The 19862-nt window shown below is 66.1% G+C and carries 18 protein-coding genes; 7 read left to right on the top strand and 11 right to left on the bottom strand.

Annotated elements, in window-relative coordinates; genetic code table 11:
• Positions 1–103: 103 nt before the first annotated feature.
• Positions 104–1042 carry a carbohydrate kinase family protein gene (locus tag ACVOLJ_RS05650; protein WP_475278338.1) on the top strand — a complete coding sequence of 313 codons (939 nt, stop codon included), beginning with the start codon at positions 104–106 and terminating at the stop codon, positions 1040–1042.
• Between the two features lie 98 nt (positions 1043–1140).
• Here ACVOLJ_RS05650 and ACVOLJ_RS05645 read toward each other — a convergent pair whose 3' ends face one another.
• From ACVOLJ_RS05645 to ubiE, 5 genes are all read right to left on the bottom strand, one after another.
• Entirely contained in the window at positions 1141–3114 is a 1974-nt protein-coding gene (locus tag ACVOLJ_RS05645) for an LTA synthase family protein (RefSeq protein ID WP_481563665.1), read from the bottom strand.
• Between the two features lie 208 nt (positions 3115–3322).
• Positions 3323–3937, bottom strand: coding sequence for an HAD family hydrolase (locus tag ACVOLJ_RS05640; RefSeq protein ID WP_475278340.1), 615 nt, complete (start codon positions 3935–3937; stop codon positions 3323–3325).
• A 2-nt stretch (positions 3938–3939) separates the two neighbouring features.
• Positions 3940–4671 carry a hypothetical protein gene (locus tag ACVOLJ_RS05635; RefSeq protein ID WP_481563664.1) on the bottom strand — a complete coding sequence of 244 codons (732 nt, stop codon included), beginning with the start codon at positions 4669–4671 and terminating at the stop codon, positions 3940–3942.
• A 126-nt stretch (positions 4672–4797) separates the two neighbouring features.
• Positions 4798–6726, bottom strand: a complete 1929-nt coding sequence (locus ACVOLJ_RS05630; RefSeq protein WP_481563663.1) for a M1 family metallopeptidase — start codon at positions 6724–6726, stop codon at positions 4798–4800.
• Between the two features lie 242 nt (positions 6727–6968).
• Positions 6969–7730: a bifunctional demethylmenaquinone methyltransferase/2-methoxy-6-polyprenyl-1,4-benzoquinol methylase UbiE gene (gene ubiE / locus ACVOLJ_RS05625; protein ID WP_135275138.1), complete on the bottom strand. Its 762-nt coding sequence runs from the start codon at positions 7728–7730 to the stop codon at positions 6969–6971.
• Positions 7731–7809: 79 nt separating this feature from the next.
• Here ubiE and ACVOLJ_RS05620 point away from each other — a divergent pair, with 79 nt between their 5' ends.
• The 4 genes from ACVOLJ_RS05620 to ACVOLJ_RS05605 all read left to right on the top strand — a co-directional run bounded on the left by ACVOLJ_RS05620 (position 7810) and on the right by ACVOLJ_RS05605 (position 9616).
• Positions 7810–8262 carry a nucleoside deaminase gene (locus ACVOLJ_RS05620; RefSeq protein ID WP_005411083.1) on the top strand — a complete coding sequence of 151 codons (453 nt, stop codon included), beginning with the start codon at positions 7810–7812 and terminating at the stop codon, positions 8260–8262.
• A gap of 199 nt (positions 8263–8461) precedes the next feature.
• The gene (locus tag ACVOLJ_RS05615; RefSeq protein ID WP_475278343.1) at positions 8462–8722 is read left to right on the top strand and encodes a hypothetical protein; all 261 of its coding nucleotides are present in this window, start codon (positions 8462–8464) and stop codon (positions 8720–8722) included.
• Positions 8723–8795: 73 nt separating this feature from the next.
• Positions 8796–9122: a hypothetical protein gene (locus tag ACVOLJ_RS05610; protein ID WP_475278344.1), complete on the top strand. Its 327-nt coding sequence runs from the start codon at positions 8796–8798 to the stop codon at positions 9120–9122.
• 71 nt (positions 9123–9193) lie between these two features.
• Positions 9194–9616, top strand: a complete 423-nt coding sequence (locus ACVOLJ_RS05605) for a low affinity iron permease family protein (protein ID WP_475278345.1) — start codon at positions 9194–9196, stop codon at positions 9614–9616.
• Positions 9617–9754: 138 nt separating this feature from the next.
• On the opposite strand, the gene smeF is transcribed toward ACVOLJ_RS05605, so the two are convergent.
• The 3 genes from smeF to smeD form a co-directional block, all read right to left on the bottom strand.
• Positions 9755–11140, bottom strand: a complete 1386-nt coding sequence (gene smeF, locus ACVOLJ_RS05600; RefSeq protein WP_475278346.1) for a multidrug efflux RND transporter outer membrane subunit SmeF — start codon at positions 11138–11140, stop codon at positions 9755–9757.
• 97 nt (positions 11141–11237) lie between these two features.
• On the bottom strand, positions 11238–14360 hold the full coding sequence (gene smeE / locus ACVOLJ_RS05595) for a multidrug efflux RND transporter permease subunit SmeE (protein ID WP_481563662.1): 3123 nt from the start codon (positions 14358–14360) through the stop codon (positions 11238–11240).
• A gap of 12 nt (positions 14361–14372) precedes the next feature.
• On the bottom strand, positions 14373–15554 hold the full coding sequence (gene smeD, locus ACVOLJ_RS05590) for a multidrug efflux RND transporter periplasmic adaptor subunit SmeD (protein WP_481563661.1): 1182 nt from the start codon (positions 15552–15554) through the stop codon (positions 14373–14375).
• 227 nt (positions 15555–15781) lie between these two features.
• Here smeD and smeT point away from each other — a divergent pair, with 227 nt between their 5' ends.
• Complete coding sequence (gene smeT / locus ACVOLJ_RS05585) at positions 15782–16441, top strand: efflux transporter SmeDEF transcriptional repressor SmeT (protein ID WP_475278349.1); 660 nt, start codon at positions 15782–15784, stop codon at positions 16439–16441.
• A 50-nt stretch (positions 16442–16491) separates the two neighbouring features.
• A complete protein-coding gene (locus tag ACVOLJ_RS05580) occupies positions 16492–17478 on the top strand; it encodes a Gfo/Idh/MocA family protein (protein WP_475278350.1) in 987 nt (328 codons plus the stop codon).
• A 40-nt stretch (positions 17479–17518) separates the two neighbouring features.
• On the opposite strand, the gene hslU is transcribed toward ACVOLJ_RS05580, so the two are convergent.
• From hslU to ACVOLJ_RS05565, 3 genes are all read right to left on the bottom strand, one after another.
• Positions 17519–18892, bottom strand: a complete 1374-nt coding sequence (hslU, locus tag ACVOLJ_RS05575) for an ATP-dependent protease ATPase subunit HslU (protein WP_475278351.1) — start codon at positions 18890–18892, stop codon at positions 17519–17521.
• A 60-nt stretch (positions 18893–18952) separates the two neighbouring features.
• Positions 18953–19504, bottom strand: a complete 552-nt coding sequence (gene hslV / locus ACVOLJ_RS05570) for an ATP-dependent protease subunit HslV (RefSeq protein WP_005411093.1) — start codon at positions 19502–19504, stop codon at positions 18953–18955.
• 74 nt (positions 19505–19578) lie between these two features.
• Positions 19579–19779, bottom strand: coding sequence for a DUF3079 domain-containing protein (locus ACVOLJ_RS05565; protein ID WP_010481389.1), 201 nt, complete (start codon positions 19777–19779; stop codon positions 19579–19581).
• Positions 19780–19862 lie beyond the last annotated feature (83 nt).

Raw genomic sequence — 19862 nt, 5'->3', positions numbered from 1 at the left:
ACCAGCGGGTAACCTTTGCGCGGTCGGGCGCCCAAGGGCGCCGTTTGCTTGCCCGCCGAAGCGGGCCGGCCCACCCCAAAATTCACCGCATAGGCTTACATCGATGTCCGCTCTGATCTGTGGTTCTCTTGCCTTTGACACCATCATGGTGTTCCCGGACCAGTTCAAGAATCACATCCTGCCGGACAAGGTGCACATCCTGAATGTGTCGTTCCTGGTGCCGCGCATGCGCCGCGAGTTCGGCGGCTGCGCCGGCAACATCGCCTACAACCTGCACCTGCTGGGCGGCGATCCGATCCCGATGGGCACGGTGGGTTCGGACTTCGGCCCGTACCGCGAGCACTTCGACGCGCTGGGCATCGACCTGAGCCGCGTGCGCGTGATCGATGAGCTGTTCACCCCGCAGGCGTTCATCACCACCGATCACGACAACAACCAGATCACCGCGTTCCATCCGGGCGCGATGATGCGTTCCTACGAAAACCATGTGCGCGACGTGCCGGCGGTAAGCCTGGGCCTGGTGGGCCCGGACGGCCGCGAAGGCATGATCCAGAACGCGCTGGAATTCCATGAAGACGGCGTGCCGTTCATCTTCGACCCGGGCCAGGCCATGCCGCTGTTCAACGGCCCGGAGCTGCGCGAGTTCATCGAGCAGGCCGATTACGTGGTGGTCAACGACTACGAGTCGAACCTGCTGCAGGAACGCACCGGCTGGAACGAGAAAGAGATCGTGAGCCGGGTCAAGGCCTACATCACCACCCGCGGCCCGAAGGGCGCGGTGATCCACACCCCGGAAAAAAGCTACGACATCCCGCCGGCGCACGAGCGCCGCGTGGTCGACCCGACCGGTTGCGGCGATGCTTTCCGCGCCGGCCTGATCTACGGCATCCAGAAGGGCTTCGACTGGCTGACCATCGGCCGCATGGGCAACCTGATGGGCGCCCTGAAGGTGGAACACCCGGGCACCCAGAACCAGCGTTTCACCTTCGATGAGTTCAACGAGCAGTTCAAGCAGCAGTTCGGTTACGCGCTGAGCGTGTAACCGAACGGCCCGGCGCTACCCTGGAACGCCTCTGGTAGGTGTCGACCTTGGTCGACACTGCCGGCCAGCGGCCGGCACCATGGCCCCGCCCCACCCGTTCAGGGCTTGGGTTTTTCCGGCAACCGGTACAGCTCTTTCTCGTACGCCAGCGTGCCCCACATCGCGTAGGCATGTGCGCGCCGCGCCAGCTCCGGCTTCAATGGCTGCGGCTGCAGCTGGTCGCTGCCCGGGTCGTAGCGGAAGCCCTGCGCCGGTTTGTCCGGCTGCAGGATGGCGACGTCGTTGCCTTCCATCCACGCCAGATTGCGGTCGTACTGCATCAGCGCGCGCCCCGGCTGCAGCCGTCGCGCATCGGTCAGGTCCTGCCCGACGGTGGGTGTGGGGTCGGCAATGCCCAGCAGCGACAGCAGCGTCGGCGGCAGATCGATCTGGCTGACGATGCGCGCATCCTGGCGCGGCGCGATGCCACCGCCGAGGATCAACCCGGGGATATGGAAATTGGCGATCGGCACCATGTCCTTGCCGAACACCCGCGAATCATGGTCAGCCACGACCAGGAACACGGTGTTTTCCCAGTACGGCGATGCCATCGCCTTGCGGAAGAATTCTCCCAGCGCGTAATCGGCGTACTTGGCGGCGTTGTCGCGGGTCTGCTTGGGCTGCTCGTACAGGTCGATGCGGCCATCCGGGAACTCGAACGGATCATGGTTGCTGGAAGTGAACACCAGGCCGAAGAACGGCTTGCCCTGTGCGCTCAACTGCCGGAACTGCTGGTCGGCACGCCCGAACAGATCTTCGTCCGACGCGCCCCAGGAACCCACGAATGCCGGCTTGCGGTAGTCCTTGCGATCAACAATGCGGTTGAACCCGTTGGCGAGGAAGAACTCGCGCATATTGTCGAAATGGCTTTCGCCGCCGTAGTAGAAGCCGGTGTCGTAGCCATGCCGCCCCAGCACGTCGGCCAGGGTGAAGAAGCGCTGGCGCGTGGCCGGCAGCTTGACCACCGATTCGGCAGGTGTGGGCGGGAACCCGGTCAAAACTGCTTCGATTCCGCGCACCGAACGTGTGCCGGTCGCATACAGGCGCTCGAACGCCCAGCCCTGCCTGCTCAAGCGGTCGTAGTTGGGCGACAGCGGCCGCCCACCCAGGCTGCCGATGAACTGCGCGCCGAGGCTTTCTTCCAGCACGATCACCAGATTGCGCGGCGGGCCCTGATGCTGCGGCGGACGCAGTGCCAGGCTCGGCAATGCCTCGGAAACGTACGCCGAGGCAGGCAGGCCACTGCTGGCGCGCAGCTCAGCGACAACGTCGGCCAGCGGCAGGTCGCCATAGACGCGCGAGGTTTCGCTGCGGGTGGCCAGCTGCCGCGCGGCATAGCCCACCGTGTACAGCGAGTTCAACGGCAAGGCGTTGATGGTCGGGTCGGTGGAGAATGCCACCAGCGCCGGGTTCAACGGCCGGTGACCCAGGCTTGAACGCACCCCCATGGCCGCCAGCAGCAGCACCAGCATCGCCAGCGGCAACCGCCACAGCCACCCGGCCTCGCGCACCGCCGCCGGGTTGCAGCCTGCCCAGCGACGCGACGCGCGCAGCAGTGCCCAGCACAGCACGATCACGGCCGCCACTTCGATCACCACGGCCAGCAGATGGCCGCGCAGCAGCGTCATCCCCACTTCTTCGGGGTAGATCAGGTATTCCAGGAACAGGCGGTTGGGGCGCAGGCCGTACTCGGCCATGAAGCTCGGGGTGGCCACCTCCATGAACACCAGCAGCACGCTGGCGATGATCAGCCAGCCGCGCAGCAGCTGCCGCCAGATGCAGCCCAACCGCCCCTGCATGGGCATCAGCAGCGCCAGCACCGCAGGAATGCCGAACAGCAGGCACAGGGTTGATACATCCACCCGGATCCCCTGCAGGAACACCGTGAGCCAGCCATCGGCGGCGCTGACCCGCGCGGCATGCCACAGCGACAGCCCCAGGCGTGACAGCGACAGGGCAACCAGGCCAAACAGGAAAAAGGCGGCGATCGGACACAGACGCCGGTGCAGCGACACCCACACAGCTCGAAGCATGAAAGGAATCCAGAAGAGGAACAACGGACACCCATGCCCCATCCCTGGCAGCGGGCCACACCGGATAACGCGTTACCCCAGACAACCACCCGCGCAGCGGGCAGACCGCCAATGCCGGGGCCACCGCCACGCACATTACACGGTGATGACCGCCGCTTTGACCGCCGGCACCACGTTCAGTTCCCGACAGCCCGGCAGCGGCGTCGCGCTAAGGCTGCCAGTGCTCCAGCACCACGCCGCAATCGGCCAGATGCCAGCACGCCATGCCCGGCCACGGGTTGGTTGCAGCATTGACCAGCAGCGTGCGGGTGCCCGCCGCCCGGCCGCATTCCAGGTCGAAGCGGAAATCACCCACCATCACCACCTGCGCCGGGTCCACCTGCCAGCGCCGCAGGAAGTACTGCAGGCCATCCGGCGAGGGCTTCGGCTCGGTTTCGTCGCGGCCGATGATGTCCTCTTCGGCAAATACGTCACCCAGCCCGATGGCCTGCAGCGTGACCTGGGCCAGGCTGCGCACGTTGCGGGTGAGGATGCCCAGCCGGCAACCGGCGCCCTGCAGCGCACGCACCAGCGCCACCGCGCCCATCGCCGGCACCGAGGCCGCGGCCAGTTCGCGCTCGTGGGCCAGCAGCCAGGCGTGCTTGGCACTGGCCTCTGCAGCGGGCAGAGCGGCCAGGTGGGTGAGGATGTCGTCCTGTACCGGAATGGCCAGTTCTCGCTTGATGCGGTCGAAATCGTGCGCGGCCACGGTCAGCGTGCCATCCATGTCGAACACCCAGTGGCGGATGGCCGACAGCGAGGGGTCGGCCAGCCGCGCAGGCATGCTCAGCGCCACCAGTTGGGCATGCGGCTGGCATCGATGCCGCCGGTCTCGAACACCGCGGTGCGGGTGCCGCCGGCCTTGACCGGGAACTCGATGCTGATCGACTTGCCCTTGCCCGCCAGCTTCCACAGCGCCTTCTGGTCGGTGATGAACATGGCGATGGCTTCATCGGTCTTCGGGCGCCAGGCGGCCATGGAGATCGGCTTGCCGCCATCGACGGTCACCTTCACCGTGCACTGCGGGCAGCGGAAATCGCCGGCCTGCAGCACCAGATAGGCATGCCGCTTCCATTCGGGGTGGTCGCGGAACACCAGCTGCACCGGCTTGGCGCCGCTGCCATCCACGTCCACCCGTTCCTTGCTGTAGATCTGCGCCGAGATCTGGTGGCCCTTGTTGCCCACCGGAATCTGGTTGTACTGCCACAACGCCTGCATGCGACGCAGGTCACGCGCGGCATCGCCCTTGGCCTTGACCTCGTCGAAGCCGGCGGCGATGCGCTCGGCGGCGGCGGTGTCCTTGTACTGGTCCAGCAGCGCAGCACCATGCAGGCGCGCGCGTTCCCAGTCCTGCGCCGCCACGGCGGTGTCGTACTGCTTGGCCACGTCCTCGGCTTTGGCTTCCTTCTGTGCCTGCACGGCGGCAGCGGCAGCTTCCTGCGCCTTGCGCTCTTCCTCGGGGTTGCTGCAGGCAGCCAGCGCGAGGGTGCAGGCGGTGAGCAGGATCAGTCGTTTCATGCGGAAGTCCTTTGCGGGTGCCCCCCGATTCTATCGGCGGCGGATGGCAGATACAGCAACGGCGGGTTTCCCCGCCGTTGCTGGTGACGCAGTGCCTGGTTGCCGGCCAGCGGCCGGCACTACCGCTTACTTGGCTTCAGCCTTGGACAGCATGTCCTGCACCGAGGCGGTGGTGATCGGGTGGTAGCCCGGCTTGGCCTTCTCGAAGGCCTGCTTGGCCAGCTCCAGCCCCTTCGGGGTCTTCACCATTTCGGCATAGATCGGCAGGATCAGCTTGCGGCGGCCAACACGCTCGATGAAGGCGCTGGCGGCTTCATTGGCCTGCTCGTAGCCACTGCGCAGGGTCAGCGGGTACCAGCGCATGGCGATCTCGCCATTGGCGGTGCCGGTGAAGTGGAACGCCTTGTCCAGCGTGGCCAGCTTGTCCAGCGGCTGGGTGGCGCCCAGGCCGTCGATGAAGCGGACCCATTCCTGGGTGCTCCACTCGGCAATGACCTGGCTGCTGGGCACGGTGCCAGCGGTGGCGAAGGCGATACGCGCGGTATCGACGCTGCTGAAGTTGCGCGACTGCGCCTTGGCCGCGAACGCCGGAATGCCCGGCTCGTCCAGCCATGCCTTCAACTCGGCTTCGGTTACCGCCGTCGGGTTCTTCGGCAGCAGGTTCTTCTTCAGGTACTCGACGAACTGGTCGGTGTTGGCGCTCTGGAAGGCGTGGTCATCGAACCAGCCGCGCAGGAACGGATCGAAGGTCTCGCGGCCGAAACGCTGCTCCAGGAACTCCAGGAACCACGAACCCTTGACGTAGGCCACCTGGCTCAGGGCTTCGTCGGGGTCGCGCTCGTTCAGCGGCGGCAGTGCCAGTGCCTGGTCGGCCGGGCTCATGTCCTTCACTTCGGCCAGCAGATCGGTCTGGTCGATCTGCTTCTCCATTTCGGCCATCTCCTTGCCGTACAGGGCTTCGGTGATGCGGCCCTGCACGTAGGTGGTGAAGCCTTCGTTGAGCCAGATGTCCTTCCAGCTGGCGTTGGTCACCAGGTTGCCCGACCAGCTGTGCGCCAGTTCATGGGCGACCAACGAGACCAGCGACTTGTCGCCGACGATCACGGTCGGGGTGGCGAAGGTCAGGCGCGGGTTCTCCATGCCACCGAACGGGAACGACGGCGGCAGCACCAGCATGTCGTAGCGGCCCCAGCGGTATTCGCCGTACAGCTTCTCGGCGGCACCGATCATCTTCTCGGTGTCTTCGAATTCCTTGGCGGCCTTGTTGACCATGGTCGGCTCGGCCCAGACGCCGGAACGGCCGGAGATCGGCTCGAACACCAGGTCGCCGGCGGCGATGGCCAGCAGGTAGGACGGGATCGGCTGCGGCATCTTGAAGGTGTAATCACCGTCACGCGCGGCCTTGGGATCGTTGTCGGCGCTCATCAGCACCATCACGTCCGGGCGCGAGACCACGTGCGCGCTGTAGGTGAAGCGCACGCTCGGGGTGTCCTGCAGCGGCACCCAGGAACGGGCGTGGATGGCCTGCGACTGGCTGAACATGAAGGGCAGCTTCTTGCCCTCGGTCATCGACGGCGCCAGCCACTGCAGGCCCGAGGCGGTCGGTGCGGTGTGGTAGGTCACTTCGACCTTGGCCGGCTGCCCCGGGGTCTCGATGGTCAGCTTGCTGCCGAACACCTTGTCGACCGGGGCCAGCACGAACTGCAGCGGGCTGCGCGCGCCATCGGCGGCGATTGCCTCGACCTTGGACACGGTCAGCTCGCGGGTGTCGAGCACCAGCTGCTTGGCGTCCTTCTGCTTCCATTCCAGGGTGTAGGTGGCGGTGCCGCCGATCTGCTTCTGGTCGAAGTCCAGCTTCAGGTCCAGTGCGATGTCCTTGACGACGACCTTGTCCGGCTCGGCGTAGGAGCTTTCGTCGTGGCTGCGGTTTTCGGCGTTCACGGGGGCGGCAGGGGCCTTTGCGGCAGTCGGGGCGGCGGCGGGTGCGGCCGCCTCCTGGGAGCAGCCGGCGGCCAGGGCCACGGCCAGCGGAAGGAGCATCAGCGGATTACGCATGAATCGGGACCGTTACGGGGATCAGACCCCCAATGGTACCTCCGTCCGGCCCGGCAGGCGTTGCGCGGTGCGGGGTAATGGCGGGCGGGCGCGGTACGGGCGGCCGGGGCTGCGCTGCGCCCCGGGCGCATGCCAACCGAGGTTGGCCTCTACCGGTAGGTGCCAACCCTGGTTGGCACGGATCTGTCATCGCTCGCGGACGGGCGTGTGCCAACCAAGGTTGGCACCTACCAAAGCAGGGCTTACAGCTTGTAGCCGGAATGGATCGAGACGATGCCGCCGGTCAGGTTCTTGTAGTGGCAGCGCTCGAAACCGGCCTGCCCCATCATCGCCTTCAACTCTTCCTGCGGCGGGTGCTTGCGGATGCTCTCGGCCAGATACTGGTAGCTGTCCGAATCGTTGGCGAACAGCTTGCCCAGCTTCGGCAGGATCTTGAACGAATGGAAATCGTAGATCGGCTTGAACCAGTCGGCACTGACTTCAGAGAACTCCAGCACGCGGGCCTGGCCGCCGACCTTCAGCACGCGGTACATCTCGCGCAGGCCGGCATCCTTGTCGGTCACGTTGCGCAGGCCGAAGGCAATGGTCACCAGGTCGAAGCTGTTGTCCGGGAACGGCAGGGCTTCGGCGTTGCACTGCACGTAGTCCAGGCCGAGCACCAGACCGCGGTTGGTCAGGCGGTCGCGGCCGACCGACAGCATGCCGGCGTTGATGTCGCCCAGCACCACCGAGCCTTCGGCGCCGACGCGCTCTTTCAGCAGGGCGGCGATGTCGCCGGTGCCACCGGCCAGATCAAGCACACGGTCGCCCGGCTTCACCTGTGCGGTGGCCACGTAGTAGCGCTTCCACACCCGGTGCACGCCCATGCTCATCAGGTCGTTCATCAGGTCGTAGTTGCGCGCGACCGACGTGAACACCTGGCCGACCAGCTTCTGCTTGTCCTTGGCGTCGACGTCGCGGAACCCGAAATGGGTGGTACCGGATTTGTAGGGGGATTCGCTCATGCCCCGATTATCGCACCGCTGGGGTCCATCGGCACCCCCTGCCCGTATCATGGCGGGCCACGACTTATCGGAGCCCCGCATGATCACCACGCCCGACTACCAGGCCCTGCTGCAGACCGCCATCGCCGAAGCCCGCCAGGGCCTGGCCGAAGGCGGCGTGCCGATCGGCGCGGCGCTGTACCACAACGACGGCCGCCTGCTCGGCTGTGGTCACAACCGCCGCGTGCAGGAAGGCGACCCGTCCGTGCACGGCGAAACCGATGCCTTCCGCAAGGCCGGCCGCCAGCGCCGCTACCAGGACACCATCATGGTGACCACCCTGGCGCCGTGCTGGTACTGCTCTGGCCTGGTGCGCCAGTTCAACATCGGCACGGTGGTGGTGGGCGAATCGCGCACCTTCCAGGGCGGCATCGACTGGCTGCGCGAAAACGGCGTCAACGTCATTGATCTGGACAGCCAGGAATGCGTCGACCTGCTCGGCGGCTTCATTGCGCAGCATCCGGAAATCTGGAACGAAGACATCGGCGAATGAGCGGCGCGCACTGATCGCCCGTTTGGATTAATGAATGCTTCAGAGCCGGCACACGCTAGTGCCGGCAAGCTCTTCAGTGCGCGATGTGCGCTGGCGCACAGTCAGCAACATGCGCTGCACACGCGGCACTAACATGCTGCTCACCCCACACGCCTAGGGTGGTTGCACCGGGACCCTGATTTCCCGGTGGAGCCCCACCATGAGTGCGCACCCCGCACGACCGTATCCCGAGCCAGCCCTGGCCGCGATCCGGGACAGATTGCAGCAGCACTACGCGCTGCATCAACGTACCGCCCCGTTCTGGACCGCCTACCAGTGCATGCAGCAGGAACTGGTGCGCGATCATCCGCGTGATCACACGCGCCTGTGCAATGCCATGGCCGATCTGGCAGAAGAACTGGGTGCGGTCGAACACGCACAGCGTGTCGGCAATGCCAACGCAGGCTCCACATCCTGCTGACGCGGCATCCACTGCCTCCCGGGCCACACTGTGATGCCCCCCACTCCCTGCCACTCCAACCGATTGGAATCCCATGCACGCTGAAGTCCCCACCATCCCCCCCGTCATCAACGTCGATGCGGAACTGGACCACTGGCGTCGCCAGCACGCCGAAGGCGCGCTTGCGCATACCTCGTTCGGCACCTATGTGCCGTGGGTGAAGTTCGCCTGCGACTCACTGATCACCCAGCCCCGCGCCAGCAACGCACAGCGCGACGAGCTGTTCCAGACCCAGTACGCGCTGCAGATCATGCCGCGCCTGAGCGAGGCGCAGGCCCGCGAGTTCGTTGAACGCTGCTGGCAGCACGTGTACCTGGCCAGCCCGGTGCGCAGCCAGGAAGCGCCGCGCCTGCGCGCCTGATCCACCCCGCTGCACACAGCTCCTGCACGCAGTCGCGCCGATCATCGTCACACTCTCCTGGAACGATGACGATGAGCGCACGGAACCTGTTCAATACGATCGCCAAGAAGGCCGCGGCCGCCACCGGCTCGCCGTGGACCTTCCTGGCCGCAGTGGCGATCGTCGTGCTGTGGGGCATCAGCGGACCGGTCTTCAAGTTCAACGACACCTGGCAGCTGGTGATCAACACCGGCACGACCATCATCACCTTCCTGATGGTGTTCCTGATCCAGCACACGCAGAACGCCGACACCGCCGCGATGCAGATCAAGCTGGATGAGCTGATCCGGGCCACGGCAGATGCCAACAACGAACTGCTGGATCTGGAAGAGCTGGATGAGGAACGGCTGGAAGAGATCCGCGCCGAGTACGAGCAGATGGCCCGCGAGGCCGGTGACGCGCTGGCACGGGTGCGTGCCTGCCACGGCGTACGCCGGGACGATGAAGCGGTGTAAGGCACACGCTCTGGTAGGTGCCAACCTTGGTTGGCACAATGCCGGCCGCCTGCGCTGACGCATCCGTGCCAACCAAGGTTGGCACCTACCAGAAGCGCATCCGTGCCAACCAAGGTTGGCACCTGCCAGAAGCGCTGCTTATCCGCGCTCGTGCCAGCCGCCGCCGAGCACCTTGTACAGGGTGATGCGGTTGGACTGCTGTGCCAGCTGTGCCTGCAACTGGGTCTGCTGGGCGCTGTAAGCGGTGCGCCGCGCGTCGAGCAGGGTGACGAAGCTGTCCAGGCCGGCGTCGTAGCGCGCCTGCGACAAGCGGTTGGCCTGTTCGGCAGCCTCAACCAGGCGCTGCTGCGAGGCCACCTGCTCATCCAGGCTGACGTTCAATGCCAATGCATCGGCAGTTTCGCGGAAGCCGCTCTGGATCGCTTTCTCGTACTGCGCCAGCGCGATATCGCGGTCGGCATTGGCCACCGACAGATTGGCGCGCAGCTTGCCGCCCTGGAAGATCGGCAAGGTGATGGTGGGCAGGAAACTCCACACCCGCGTGCCGCTGTCGAACAGGCCGGACAGTTCACCCGAACTGCTGCCGACACTGCCGGTCAGGCGGATGCTGGGGAAGAACGCCGCGCGCGCTGCACCGATGTTCGCGTTGGCGGCCAGCAACTGGTGCTCGGCGGCCATGATGTCCGGGCGCTGCAGCAGCACGTCGCTGGGCAGGCCCGCCGGCGGCGGGGCCAGCGCCTGCAGCTGCGGTGCGATGGTCTCCGGCAGCAGCGTCGCATCGATCTGGCCACCGGCCAGCAGCGCCAGTGCATTGCGGTCCTGTGCCAGCTGCCCGCGCAGGCGCGCCGCATCGGTACGCGCGGTCTCGACCAGGGTACGGGTCTGGCTCAGTTCCAGCCCCGAGCTGCCACCGCGTTCGTGGCGGGCCTCGGCCAGCCGCAACGATTCCTCGTAGCTCTTCAGGGTCGCTTCGGAGATGGCCAGCTGCTGCTGGTCGGCGCCGTAGGTCAGCCAGGCGGTGGCGGTCTCGGCCACCAGGCTCAGCTGCGCGTTGCGGCGATTGGCGGCCACCGCGAAGTACTGCTGCAGCGCGGCCTCGCTGAGGTTGCGCACACGACCGAACAGGTCCAGTTCGAAATCGGCCACGCCCACGCCGGCGGTGAACTGCTCGGTGACCGGCACGTCGCCACCGCGGCGATCCATCTGCCCGGTGACGGCCACGCCCGGTACGCGGTCGGCACGCTGCACGCGGTACTGGCCGCGTGCCTTTTCAACATTGAGCACCGCCACGCGCAGGTCGCGGTTGTTGTCCAGCGCCTGGCCGATCACCTGCTGCAGGCGCGGGTCGGTGAAGAAATCGCGCCAGCCGACGGCGGCCGCATCGGCCACTTCGCCCTGCGATGCTTCTGCCGGCCACTGCGCCGGAATGGCCGGGGCGACCGCGGTGTCCTTCGGCACCAGGGTGGAGCAGCCGGCCAGCGCAAGCGCGGCGGCGATGGAAAGAGCAATGGAATGAAGCTTCATGGCAATACCTTGGGGTTCACGGTGGTAGCGCCGGGCATGGCCCGGCGACTACGCGGTGAGGCATCCGCCGGGCATGGCCCGGCGCTACCGGTTTTCATTACTCGGCGGCCTTGCGCTTGAACACGCGCTGCACCACCACGAAGAACAGCGGCACGAAGAACACGCCGAGCACCGTGCCGACCACCATGCCGCCGAGCACGCCGGTGCCGATCGCCTGCTTGGCGCCGGAACCGGCACCGGTGGAGATCGCCAGCGGCAGCACGCCCATGCCGAAGGCCAGCGAGGTCATGATGATCGGGCGCAGGCGGTCACGGACCGCGTGCATCGTCGCTTCGATCAGCCCTGCGCCCTTCTCCAGATGCTCCTTGGCGAACTCGACGATCAGGATCGCGTTCTTGCTGGTCAGGCCTACCGTGGTCAGCATCGCCACCTGGAAGTAGATGTCGCGTTCCATGCCGCGGAAGGTATTGGCCAGCACTGCACCAAGAATGCCCAGCGGCGCCACCAGCAGCACCGAGGTCGGCACGCTCCAGCTTTCATACAGGGCCGCAAGGCACAGGAACACGATCATCAGCGACAGCGTGTACAGCAGCGGCGTCTGCGAACCGGCCTGGCGTTCCTGGTAGGACATCGCCGTCCACTCGACGCCGAAGCCCGCCGGCAACTGCTTGGCCAGCTGTTCGATCTCGGCCATCGCATCACCCGAGGCCACGCCCGGCGCCGGCTCACCCTGGATCTCGGTGGCCGACACGCCGTTGTAGCGCTCCAGGCGCGGCGAGCCGTAATCCCAACGCTTGCTGGCGAAGGCACTGAACGGAACCATCTCGCCCTTGTCGTTCTTCACGGACCAGAGATCGAAGTCTTCCGGCACCATGCGGAACGCCTGGTCGGCCTGCACGAACACACGCTTGACGCGGCCGCGATCGACGAAGTCATCGATGTACGAGCTGCCCCACGCGGTGGCCAGGGTGGTGTTGATCTGGTCGATCGACAGCCCCAGCGCGCTCGCCTTGGCCACATCGATATCGATGCGGAACTGCGGCGTGTCTTCCTGGCCGTTCGGGCGCACGTTGGCCAGCTTCTTGCTGCCCGCAGCGAGGCCGAGCAGCTGGTTGCGCGCGGCCAGCAGTGCTTCGTGGCCCTGGCCACTGTTGTCCTTCAGGAAGAAGGTGTAACCCGAGGCGGTGCCCAGTTCCGGAATGGCCGGCGGCGGGAAGGCAAAGATGAAGGCATCCTTGATCTGCCCCAGCGCGGCCATCGCGCGGCCGGTGATCGGCATCACGCCGTTGTCGGCATCACGGTCCTTCCAGTCCTTCAGCTTGACGAAGGCCATGCCCGCGTTCTGGCCCATGCCGGCGAAGCTGAAGCCCTGCACCGAGAACACCGATTCAACCGCGTCCTTCTCGTTTTCCATGAAGTGCTTTTCAAGCGCGGCGATCGACTCCAGCGTGCGCTCCTGGGTGGCGCCGACCGGGGCCTGCACCAGCGCCATCAGCACGCCCTGGTCTTCATTGGGCAGGAACGAACTGGGCAGGCGCACGAACAGCACGCCCATCAGCACGAACAGTGCGGCGACGATGCCCATGAACCGCCACGGGCGGTGCAGGATGCCGCGCACGCCACGCTGGTAGCTTTCGCTGGTGCGGTCGAAGCCGCGGTTGAAGCCATTGAAGAAGCGGCCCGACCAGCCCTTGTGCGCGATGTGGTGCTCGCCCTTCTTCAGCGGCTTGAGCATGGTGGCGCACAGTGCCGGGGTCAGCACGATCGCGACCAGCACCGACAATGCCATCGCCGAAACGATCGTGGCCGAGAACTGCCGGTAGATCACGCCGGTGGAACCGCTCATGAAGGCCATCGGCACGAACACCGCCGACAGCACCAGGCCGATGCCCACCAGCGCGCCGGTGATCTGGCCCATCGACTTGCGGGTGGCTTCCAGCGGCGACAGGCCCTCTTCGGACATGATGCGCTCGACGTTCTCCACCACCACGATGGCATCGTCCACCAGCAGGCCGATGGCCAGCACCATCGCGAACATGGTCAGCATGTTCACCGAGAAGCCCAGCACCGACAGCACGCCGAAGGTACCCAGCAGCACCACCGGTACGGCGATGGTCGGGATGAGGGTGGCGCGGAAGTTCTGCAGGAACAGGTACATCACCACGAACACCAGCACGATCGCTTCAAGCAGGGTCTGCACCACGCCCTTGATCGACACGCGCACGAACGGGGTGGTGTCGTACGGGATCTCGGCCTTCAGGCCGGCCGGGAAGAAGCCTTCCAGTTCCTTCAGGGTTTCATCGACGCCGGCGGCGGTATCCAGCGCATTGGCGCCGGTGGCCAGGGTAACGGCCAGGCCACTGGCCGGCTGGCCGTTGTAGCGGGTGACGAAATCGTACGACTCGGCGCCCAGCTCGACGCGGGCGACATCGCCCAGACGCAGTTCGGCACCGTCCTGCGCACCGCGCACGATGATGTTGCGGAACTGTTCCGGGGTCTGCAGGCGCGACTGCGCATTGATGGTGGCGTTGAGCTGCTGGCCCTTCACCGACGGCGCACCGCCCAGCTGGCCGATGGCCACCTGCGCGTTCTGTGCATTGATCGCGGCGGTCACTTCCGGCACCGACAGGCCATAGGTGTGCAGCTTGTTCGGGTCCAGCCAGATGCGCATGGCGTACTTGCCACCGAACACCTGGATGTTGCCCACGCCCGGCACGCGGCTCAGACGGTCAACGACGTTGGAACCGACGTAGTCGGCGATGTCGTTGGCATCCATGCTGCCGTCTTCGGACACGAACGCGATGACGTTCAGGAAGCCCGAACTGGACTTGGCCACGTTGATGCCCTGCCGCTGCACTTCCTGCGGCAGCAGCGGCATGGCCAGCTGCAGCTTGTTCTGCACCTGCACCTGGGCGATGTCCGGGTTGGTGCCGCTCTCGAAGGTCAGGGTGATGGTGGCCTGGCCGTTGGACGAGCTGTTGGAGGAGAAGTAGATCAGGCCATCCAGGCCCTTCATGTTCTGCTCGATGATCTGCGTTACCGAGTCTTCGACCACCTTGGCCGACGCACCCGGGTAGCTGGCGCTGATTTCCACCGCCGGCGGTGCGACGTTGGGGTACATCGAGATCGGCAGCTTGAACAGGGCCAGGCCGCCGGCGAGCATGATGATGATCGCGATGACCCACGCGAAGATGGGTCGATCGATGAAGAAACGTGCCATGGGGTTCTCCGCTTACTTCGCGCCGCCGGCCGGAGCCGCGGGCGGGGCGGCTGCCGGCTTGGCCGGTGCAGCGCCCTGTTCGGTGGCGTTCACGGGCATGCCCGGGCCGATCTTCTGCAGGCCTTCGACAATGACCTTGTCGCCGGCCTTCAGGCCGTCCTCGACCAGCCACTTGTCGCCGACAGTACGGCTGACCTTGACCGGGCGCACTTCGACCTTGTTGTCCTTGCCGACCACCATCGCGCTGGTATCGCCCTTGGGATCGCGGGCGATGCCCTGCATCGGCACCAGCACCGCATCGCTGCGCACGCCACCGCCGATCACGGCGCGCACGTACATGCCGGGCATCAACAGGCCGTCGGGGTTGTCGACCTTCACCCGCAGCCCGAAGCTGCCGGTGGCCGGATCGACGCTGACTTCGGAGAACTCCAGCGTGCCCTTGTGCTCGAAGGTGCTGCCGTCTTCCATCAGGATGCTGACCGGCGTCTGCTGGTTGTCCTGCAGGCGGCCGGCGGCCAGTTCGCGGCGCAGCTGCAGCAGCTCGGCCGAGGACTGGGTGAGGTCGACATAGATCGGGTCCAGCTGCTGCACGGTTGCCAGCGCAGTAGCCTGGCCGGCACTGACCAGCGCACCCTGGGTGACGCTGGACTTGCCGATGCGGCCGCTGATCGGCGCGGTGATGCGGGCGTAGCCGAGGGTGACGTTAGCCGCATCCAGCGATGCCTTGGCGGCGCCGACGTCTGCTTCGGCCTGCTTCTGTGCAGCGATCGCGTTTTCCAGGTCCTGCTGGCTGACCGCATCGACCTTGGCCAGCTCGGTGATGCGCTTGGCACTCAGGCGTGCGGCATTGGCGGTGGCCTCGGCACGGGCCAGCTGCGCACGGGCGCTGTTGGCCTGGGCGCGATAGCTGGCGTCCTCGATCTGGTACAGCGGCTCACCGGCCTTGACCATTCCGCCTTCGGTGAACAGCCGCTTGGCGACGATGCCGTTGACCTGCGGACGCACTTCGGCAACCAGGAACGCATTGGTGCGGCCCGGCAGCTCGCGGGTCAGGCCCACGCTTTCGGACTTCAGCGTAACCACGCTGACCTGGCCGGGCCCTTGTTCGGGGGCCTGGGATTCACCGCCACAGGCGGCCACGGTCGCGGCGATGGCCAGCGACAGCGCAAAGGGTCGAATTCGGCTCAGCAACATGACGGAAAGGCTCTTGAAGGAAAGGGTCTCAGTCGGCGCTGATACGGCGACCCCTCCTCCAGCAGAGGTGAGGACCGCGCGAACAACGCCCACCCGGCAGGGCGCGGGCGCCTGGACAGGCCGGCCACACGCAGGACGGGAATGATGGGAGGGGAATATACATACATGCATGTTTGTTTGTAAACCGGTACAATTCAGCCACGTTTCACGCTCACTCGTACCCACTCATGGCCCGCAAGACCAAAGAGGACACCCAGGCGACCCGGGAAGGCATCCTGGACGCTGCCGAGACCTGCTTCCACGAGCACGGCGTCGCCCGCACCACGCTGGAGATGATCGGTGCGCGCGCCGGCTATACCCGTGGCGCGGTGTACTGGCATTTCAAGAACAAGGGGGAGGTGCTGGCGGCGATCGTCGAGCGCGTGCACCTGCCTTTCATGCAGGAACTGGAGCGCACCTCCAGCGACCAGCGCGACACCCCGGTGCACGACCTGCGCGCGGTGATGATCCATTCCTTCATCGAGCTGTCCGAGGATGAGCGCCTGCGCAAGACCATGGAGATCATGCTGCGCAGCGATGCCTCGGCCGATACCCGGGTGCTGACCGAACTGCAGCAGGCCGGTTTCCGCGATGCGCTGGACCGCATGGAGCGCGCCCTGCGCCGCGCCCAGGAGCTGGGCCAGCTGCGCGAGGGCGCCGACCCGAAGATCGCCGCGCGCATGCTGCACGCCACGGTACTGGGCGTTCTGCACGGGGCGATGGTCGAACCGGACCTGATGGACCTCAAGCGCGACGGCATGCTGGCGCTGGACATGACCCTGGCCGCCTACGTGAAGGACGGTGTGTTCGTGGCCGGTTCGGTACCCGAGCCGTTGCCGGAGGCATGAGCGGAGGCGCGGCCTCTACAATCGGCACTTCTTCTGCTGCAACGGTGTCGATGATGCTGGACAACGTGGTGTGGGGTTTCATCGGCTGCGGCAGCGTCACCGAGAAGAAGAGCGGCCCTGCCCTGGCCAGCACGCCAGGCTCGCGCGTGGCCGCGGTGATGCGGCGCGATGCCGCGCTGGCCGAGGATTACGCGCGGCGCCATGGCATTGGGCGCTGGTATGCCGATGCCGGTGCACTGATCGCCGACCCCGAGGTCAATGCGGTGTATGTCGCCACGCCGCCGTCCACGCACATGCACTACGCCCTGCTGGCGATTGCCGCAGGCAAGCCGGTGTACATCGAGAAGCCGATGGCGATGGACCATGCCGAGTGCGCGCGCATCCTGGCTGCCAGCGCGCGCAGCGGCGTGCCGGTATTCGTTGCCTACTACCGCCGTGCCCTGCCCCACTTCGTGCAGGTCAAGCAGCTGCTGGATGGCGGTGCGATCGGTACACCGCGCACGGTACGCAGCACGCTGCACCGCCCGCACACTGCAGATTCGACCGCCCCTGGATTCTGGCGGACCGACCCGGCCATCGCCGGCGGCGGCCTGTTTGTCGACCTGGGCTCGCACACTTTGGACCTGCTCGACCATCTGCTGGGGCCGTTGACCGATGTGAGCGGCCTGGCTGATTCGCAGGCCGGCGCGTATGCCGCCGAGGACAGCGTGTCGATGTGCTTCCGTACCGCCGATGGGGTGCAGGGCATCGCGCAGTGGAACTTCTGCGCCTTCCGCCGGCGTGATGAAGTGGAGATCACCGGCGACCGTGGGCAGCTGCGCTTTTCCACCTTCGATGAAACACCGATGGAGCTGGAAACAGCCGAGGGCGTCCAGGTGTTCGAGGTCACCCACCCACCCTCCATCCAGCAGCCGTTGATCGCCACGCTGGTGGATGAGCTGCGTGGCCACGGCTGCTCACCGTCCAATGGCGTGAGCGCGGCACGTACCAACGCCGTGATCGACCAGGTGCTGCGCGCATACCGCACGCAGCGGTAGCGCCCAACGAAGAGGCCGCCTTTCGGCGGCCTCTTCATTCTTACAGGATGTAGCGGCTCAGGTCCGGGTCCTGCACCAGCTCGCCCAGATGCGTATCGACGTAGGCATGGTCGATGGACAGGGTTTCGCCATCGCGGTCGGGCGCTTCATAGCTGAGCGAATCCAGCAGGCGCTCCAGCACGGTGTGCAGGCGACGGGCACCGATGTTCTCCTGGCGCTCGTTCACCTGGAAGGCGATCTCGGCAAGGCGATCGATGGCATCGGCGGTGAAGCTGACCTTGACGCCCTCGGTAGCCAACAGCGCTTCGTACTGCTTGGTCAGTGCTGCCTTCGGCTCGGTCAGGATGCGCACGAAGTCCTGCTTGCTGAGCGCGCCCAGCTCCACGCGGATCGGGAAACGACCCTGCAGTTCCGGGATCAGGTCGCTGGGCTTGGCCAGATGGAACGCGCCGGAGGCAATGAACAGGATGTGGTCGGTCTTGATCGTGCCGTACTTGGTGGACACGTTGGACCCTTCCACCAGCGGCAGAAGATCGCGCTGCACGCCTTCGCGCGAGACGTCACCCCCGCCCACGTTGTCGCCGCGCTTGGCCACCTTGTCGATCTCGTCGATGAAGACGATGCCGTGCTGTTCGCAGGCTTCGATCGCGGCGGTACGGATGTCGTCTTCGTTGACCAGCTTGCCGGCCTCTTCTTCCAGCAGCAGCGGGCGCGCGGCCTTGATGGTCAGCGTGCGCTTGTGCGCCTTGGCACCCCCGCCGAGGTTGGCGAACATCGACTTCAGCTGCTGGCCCATTTCCTCCATGCCCGGCGGGGTCATGATGTCCATGCTGACGTTGGCGGTGAGGTCCAGTTCGATCTCACGCTCGTCCAGCTCGCCATTGCGCAGCATCTTGCGGAATTTGATGCGCGTTTCGTTGTCCTGTGCCGACGGCTCGTTGCGCGCGGCTTCCGGATCGAAACCGATACCGCCACTGCGACGCGGCAACAGCGCATCCAGAATGCGGTCTTCGGCACGTTCCTCGGCCTGCGTGCGCACGCGCACCTTGGCCTGTTCGCGGTACAGCTTCACCGCGGTATCGGCCAGGTCACGGATGATCTGCTCGACGTCCTTGCCGACGTAGCCGACTTCGGTGAAGCGGGTGGCTTCGACCTTCACGAACGGTGCGTTGGCCAGGGTGGCCAGGCGGCGCGCGATCTCGGTCTTGCCGACGCCGGTCGGGCCGATCATCAGGATGTTCTTGGGCATCACTTCATTGCGCAGCTCGGGCACCAGCTGCATGCGGCGCCAGCGGTTGCGCAGCGCGATGGCCACCGCGCGCTTGGCGTCGTGCTGGCCAACGATGTGCCGGTCCAGTTCCTGCACGATCTCGCGCGGGGTCATGGTGGCGGAGGAAACTTCGATCTTCGACATGGATGTGCTCACGGATTCGTTGTCGGTAGCGCCGGGCCATGCCCGGCGGATCGGGGAGCGTTACAGCTCCTCGACCACCACGTTGCGGTTGGTATAGATGCAGATGTCGCCGGCAATGCCGATCGCTTCACTGGCAATCGTGCGTGCATCCAGCTCGGTATGCGCCATCAGTGCGCGCGCGGCGGACAATGCATACGAACCACCGGAACCGATGGCGATGATGCCGTCTTCCGGCTCGATCACATCACCGGTGCCGCTGATGATCAGCGAGGTTTCCTTGTCTGCCACCGCCAGCAGTGCTTCGAGCTTGCCCAGGCGGCGTTCGGTGCGCCAATCCTTGGCCAGCTCGACGGCGGCGCGCTGCAGCTGGCCATGCTTTTCCAGCTTGGCCTCGAACAGTTCGAACAGGGTGAAGGCATCGGCGGCGGCGCCGGCGAAACCGGCCAGCACCTGGCCGTCGCGGCCAAGGCGGCGCACCTTGCGCGCATTGCCCTTCATCACCGTGTGGCCCAGGGTGACCTGGCCATCGCCGGCGATCGCCACATGCTCGCCACGACGGACGCAGACGATGGTGGTGGCGTGGAAAACATTGGGATTCTGACTGGGGTCCATGCGGCCTCCGATAGCTGTTCACGGGACATGGGGACAGCGGCGGTAGCGATCAAGCCTGCGTGGATGGCTGCCGTTCAGCGCTTGGCTTGCGACGGCCGGTCCGGATTGGGTTCGATGCCCCAGGCGATGTACCAGTCCTCGCCCTGGGTTTCGATCGGGTGCTGGGTGCGCCCGGAGCCGTTGCCGCAGGCCAACGCGTCGGCGGCGCAATAGCGGTCGCAGCCCCAGCAGATGCGCTCGGGGTGCCTGGGATGCAACGGAATGGGCTTCGCCATGGCAGGCGGATTCCTCGTGGCCTGCGGCCACAGTGCGCTGCTTGCGCCCGCCCTGCCATGATCGAGGTCAAGCGGAGGCGGTT

Source organism: Stenotrophomonas sp. STEN046, from assembly GCF_056759755.1.
The sequence above is the reverse complement of the archived record's forward strand: the minus strand, read 5'-3'. Positions and strand labels throughout refer to the sequence as shown.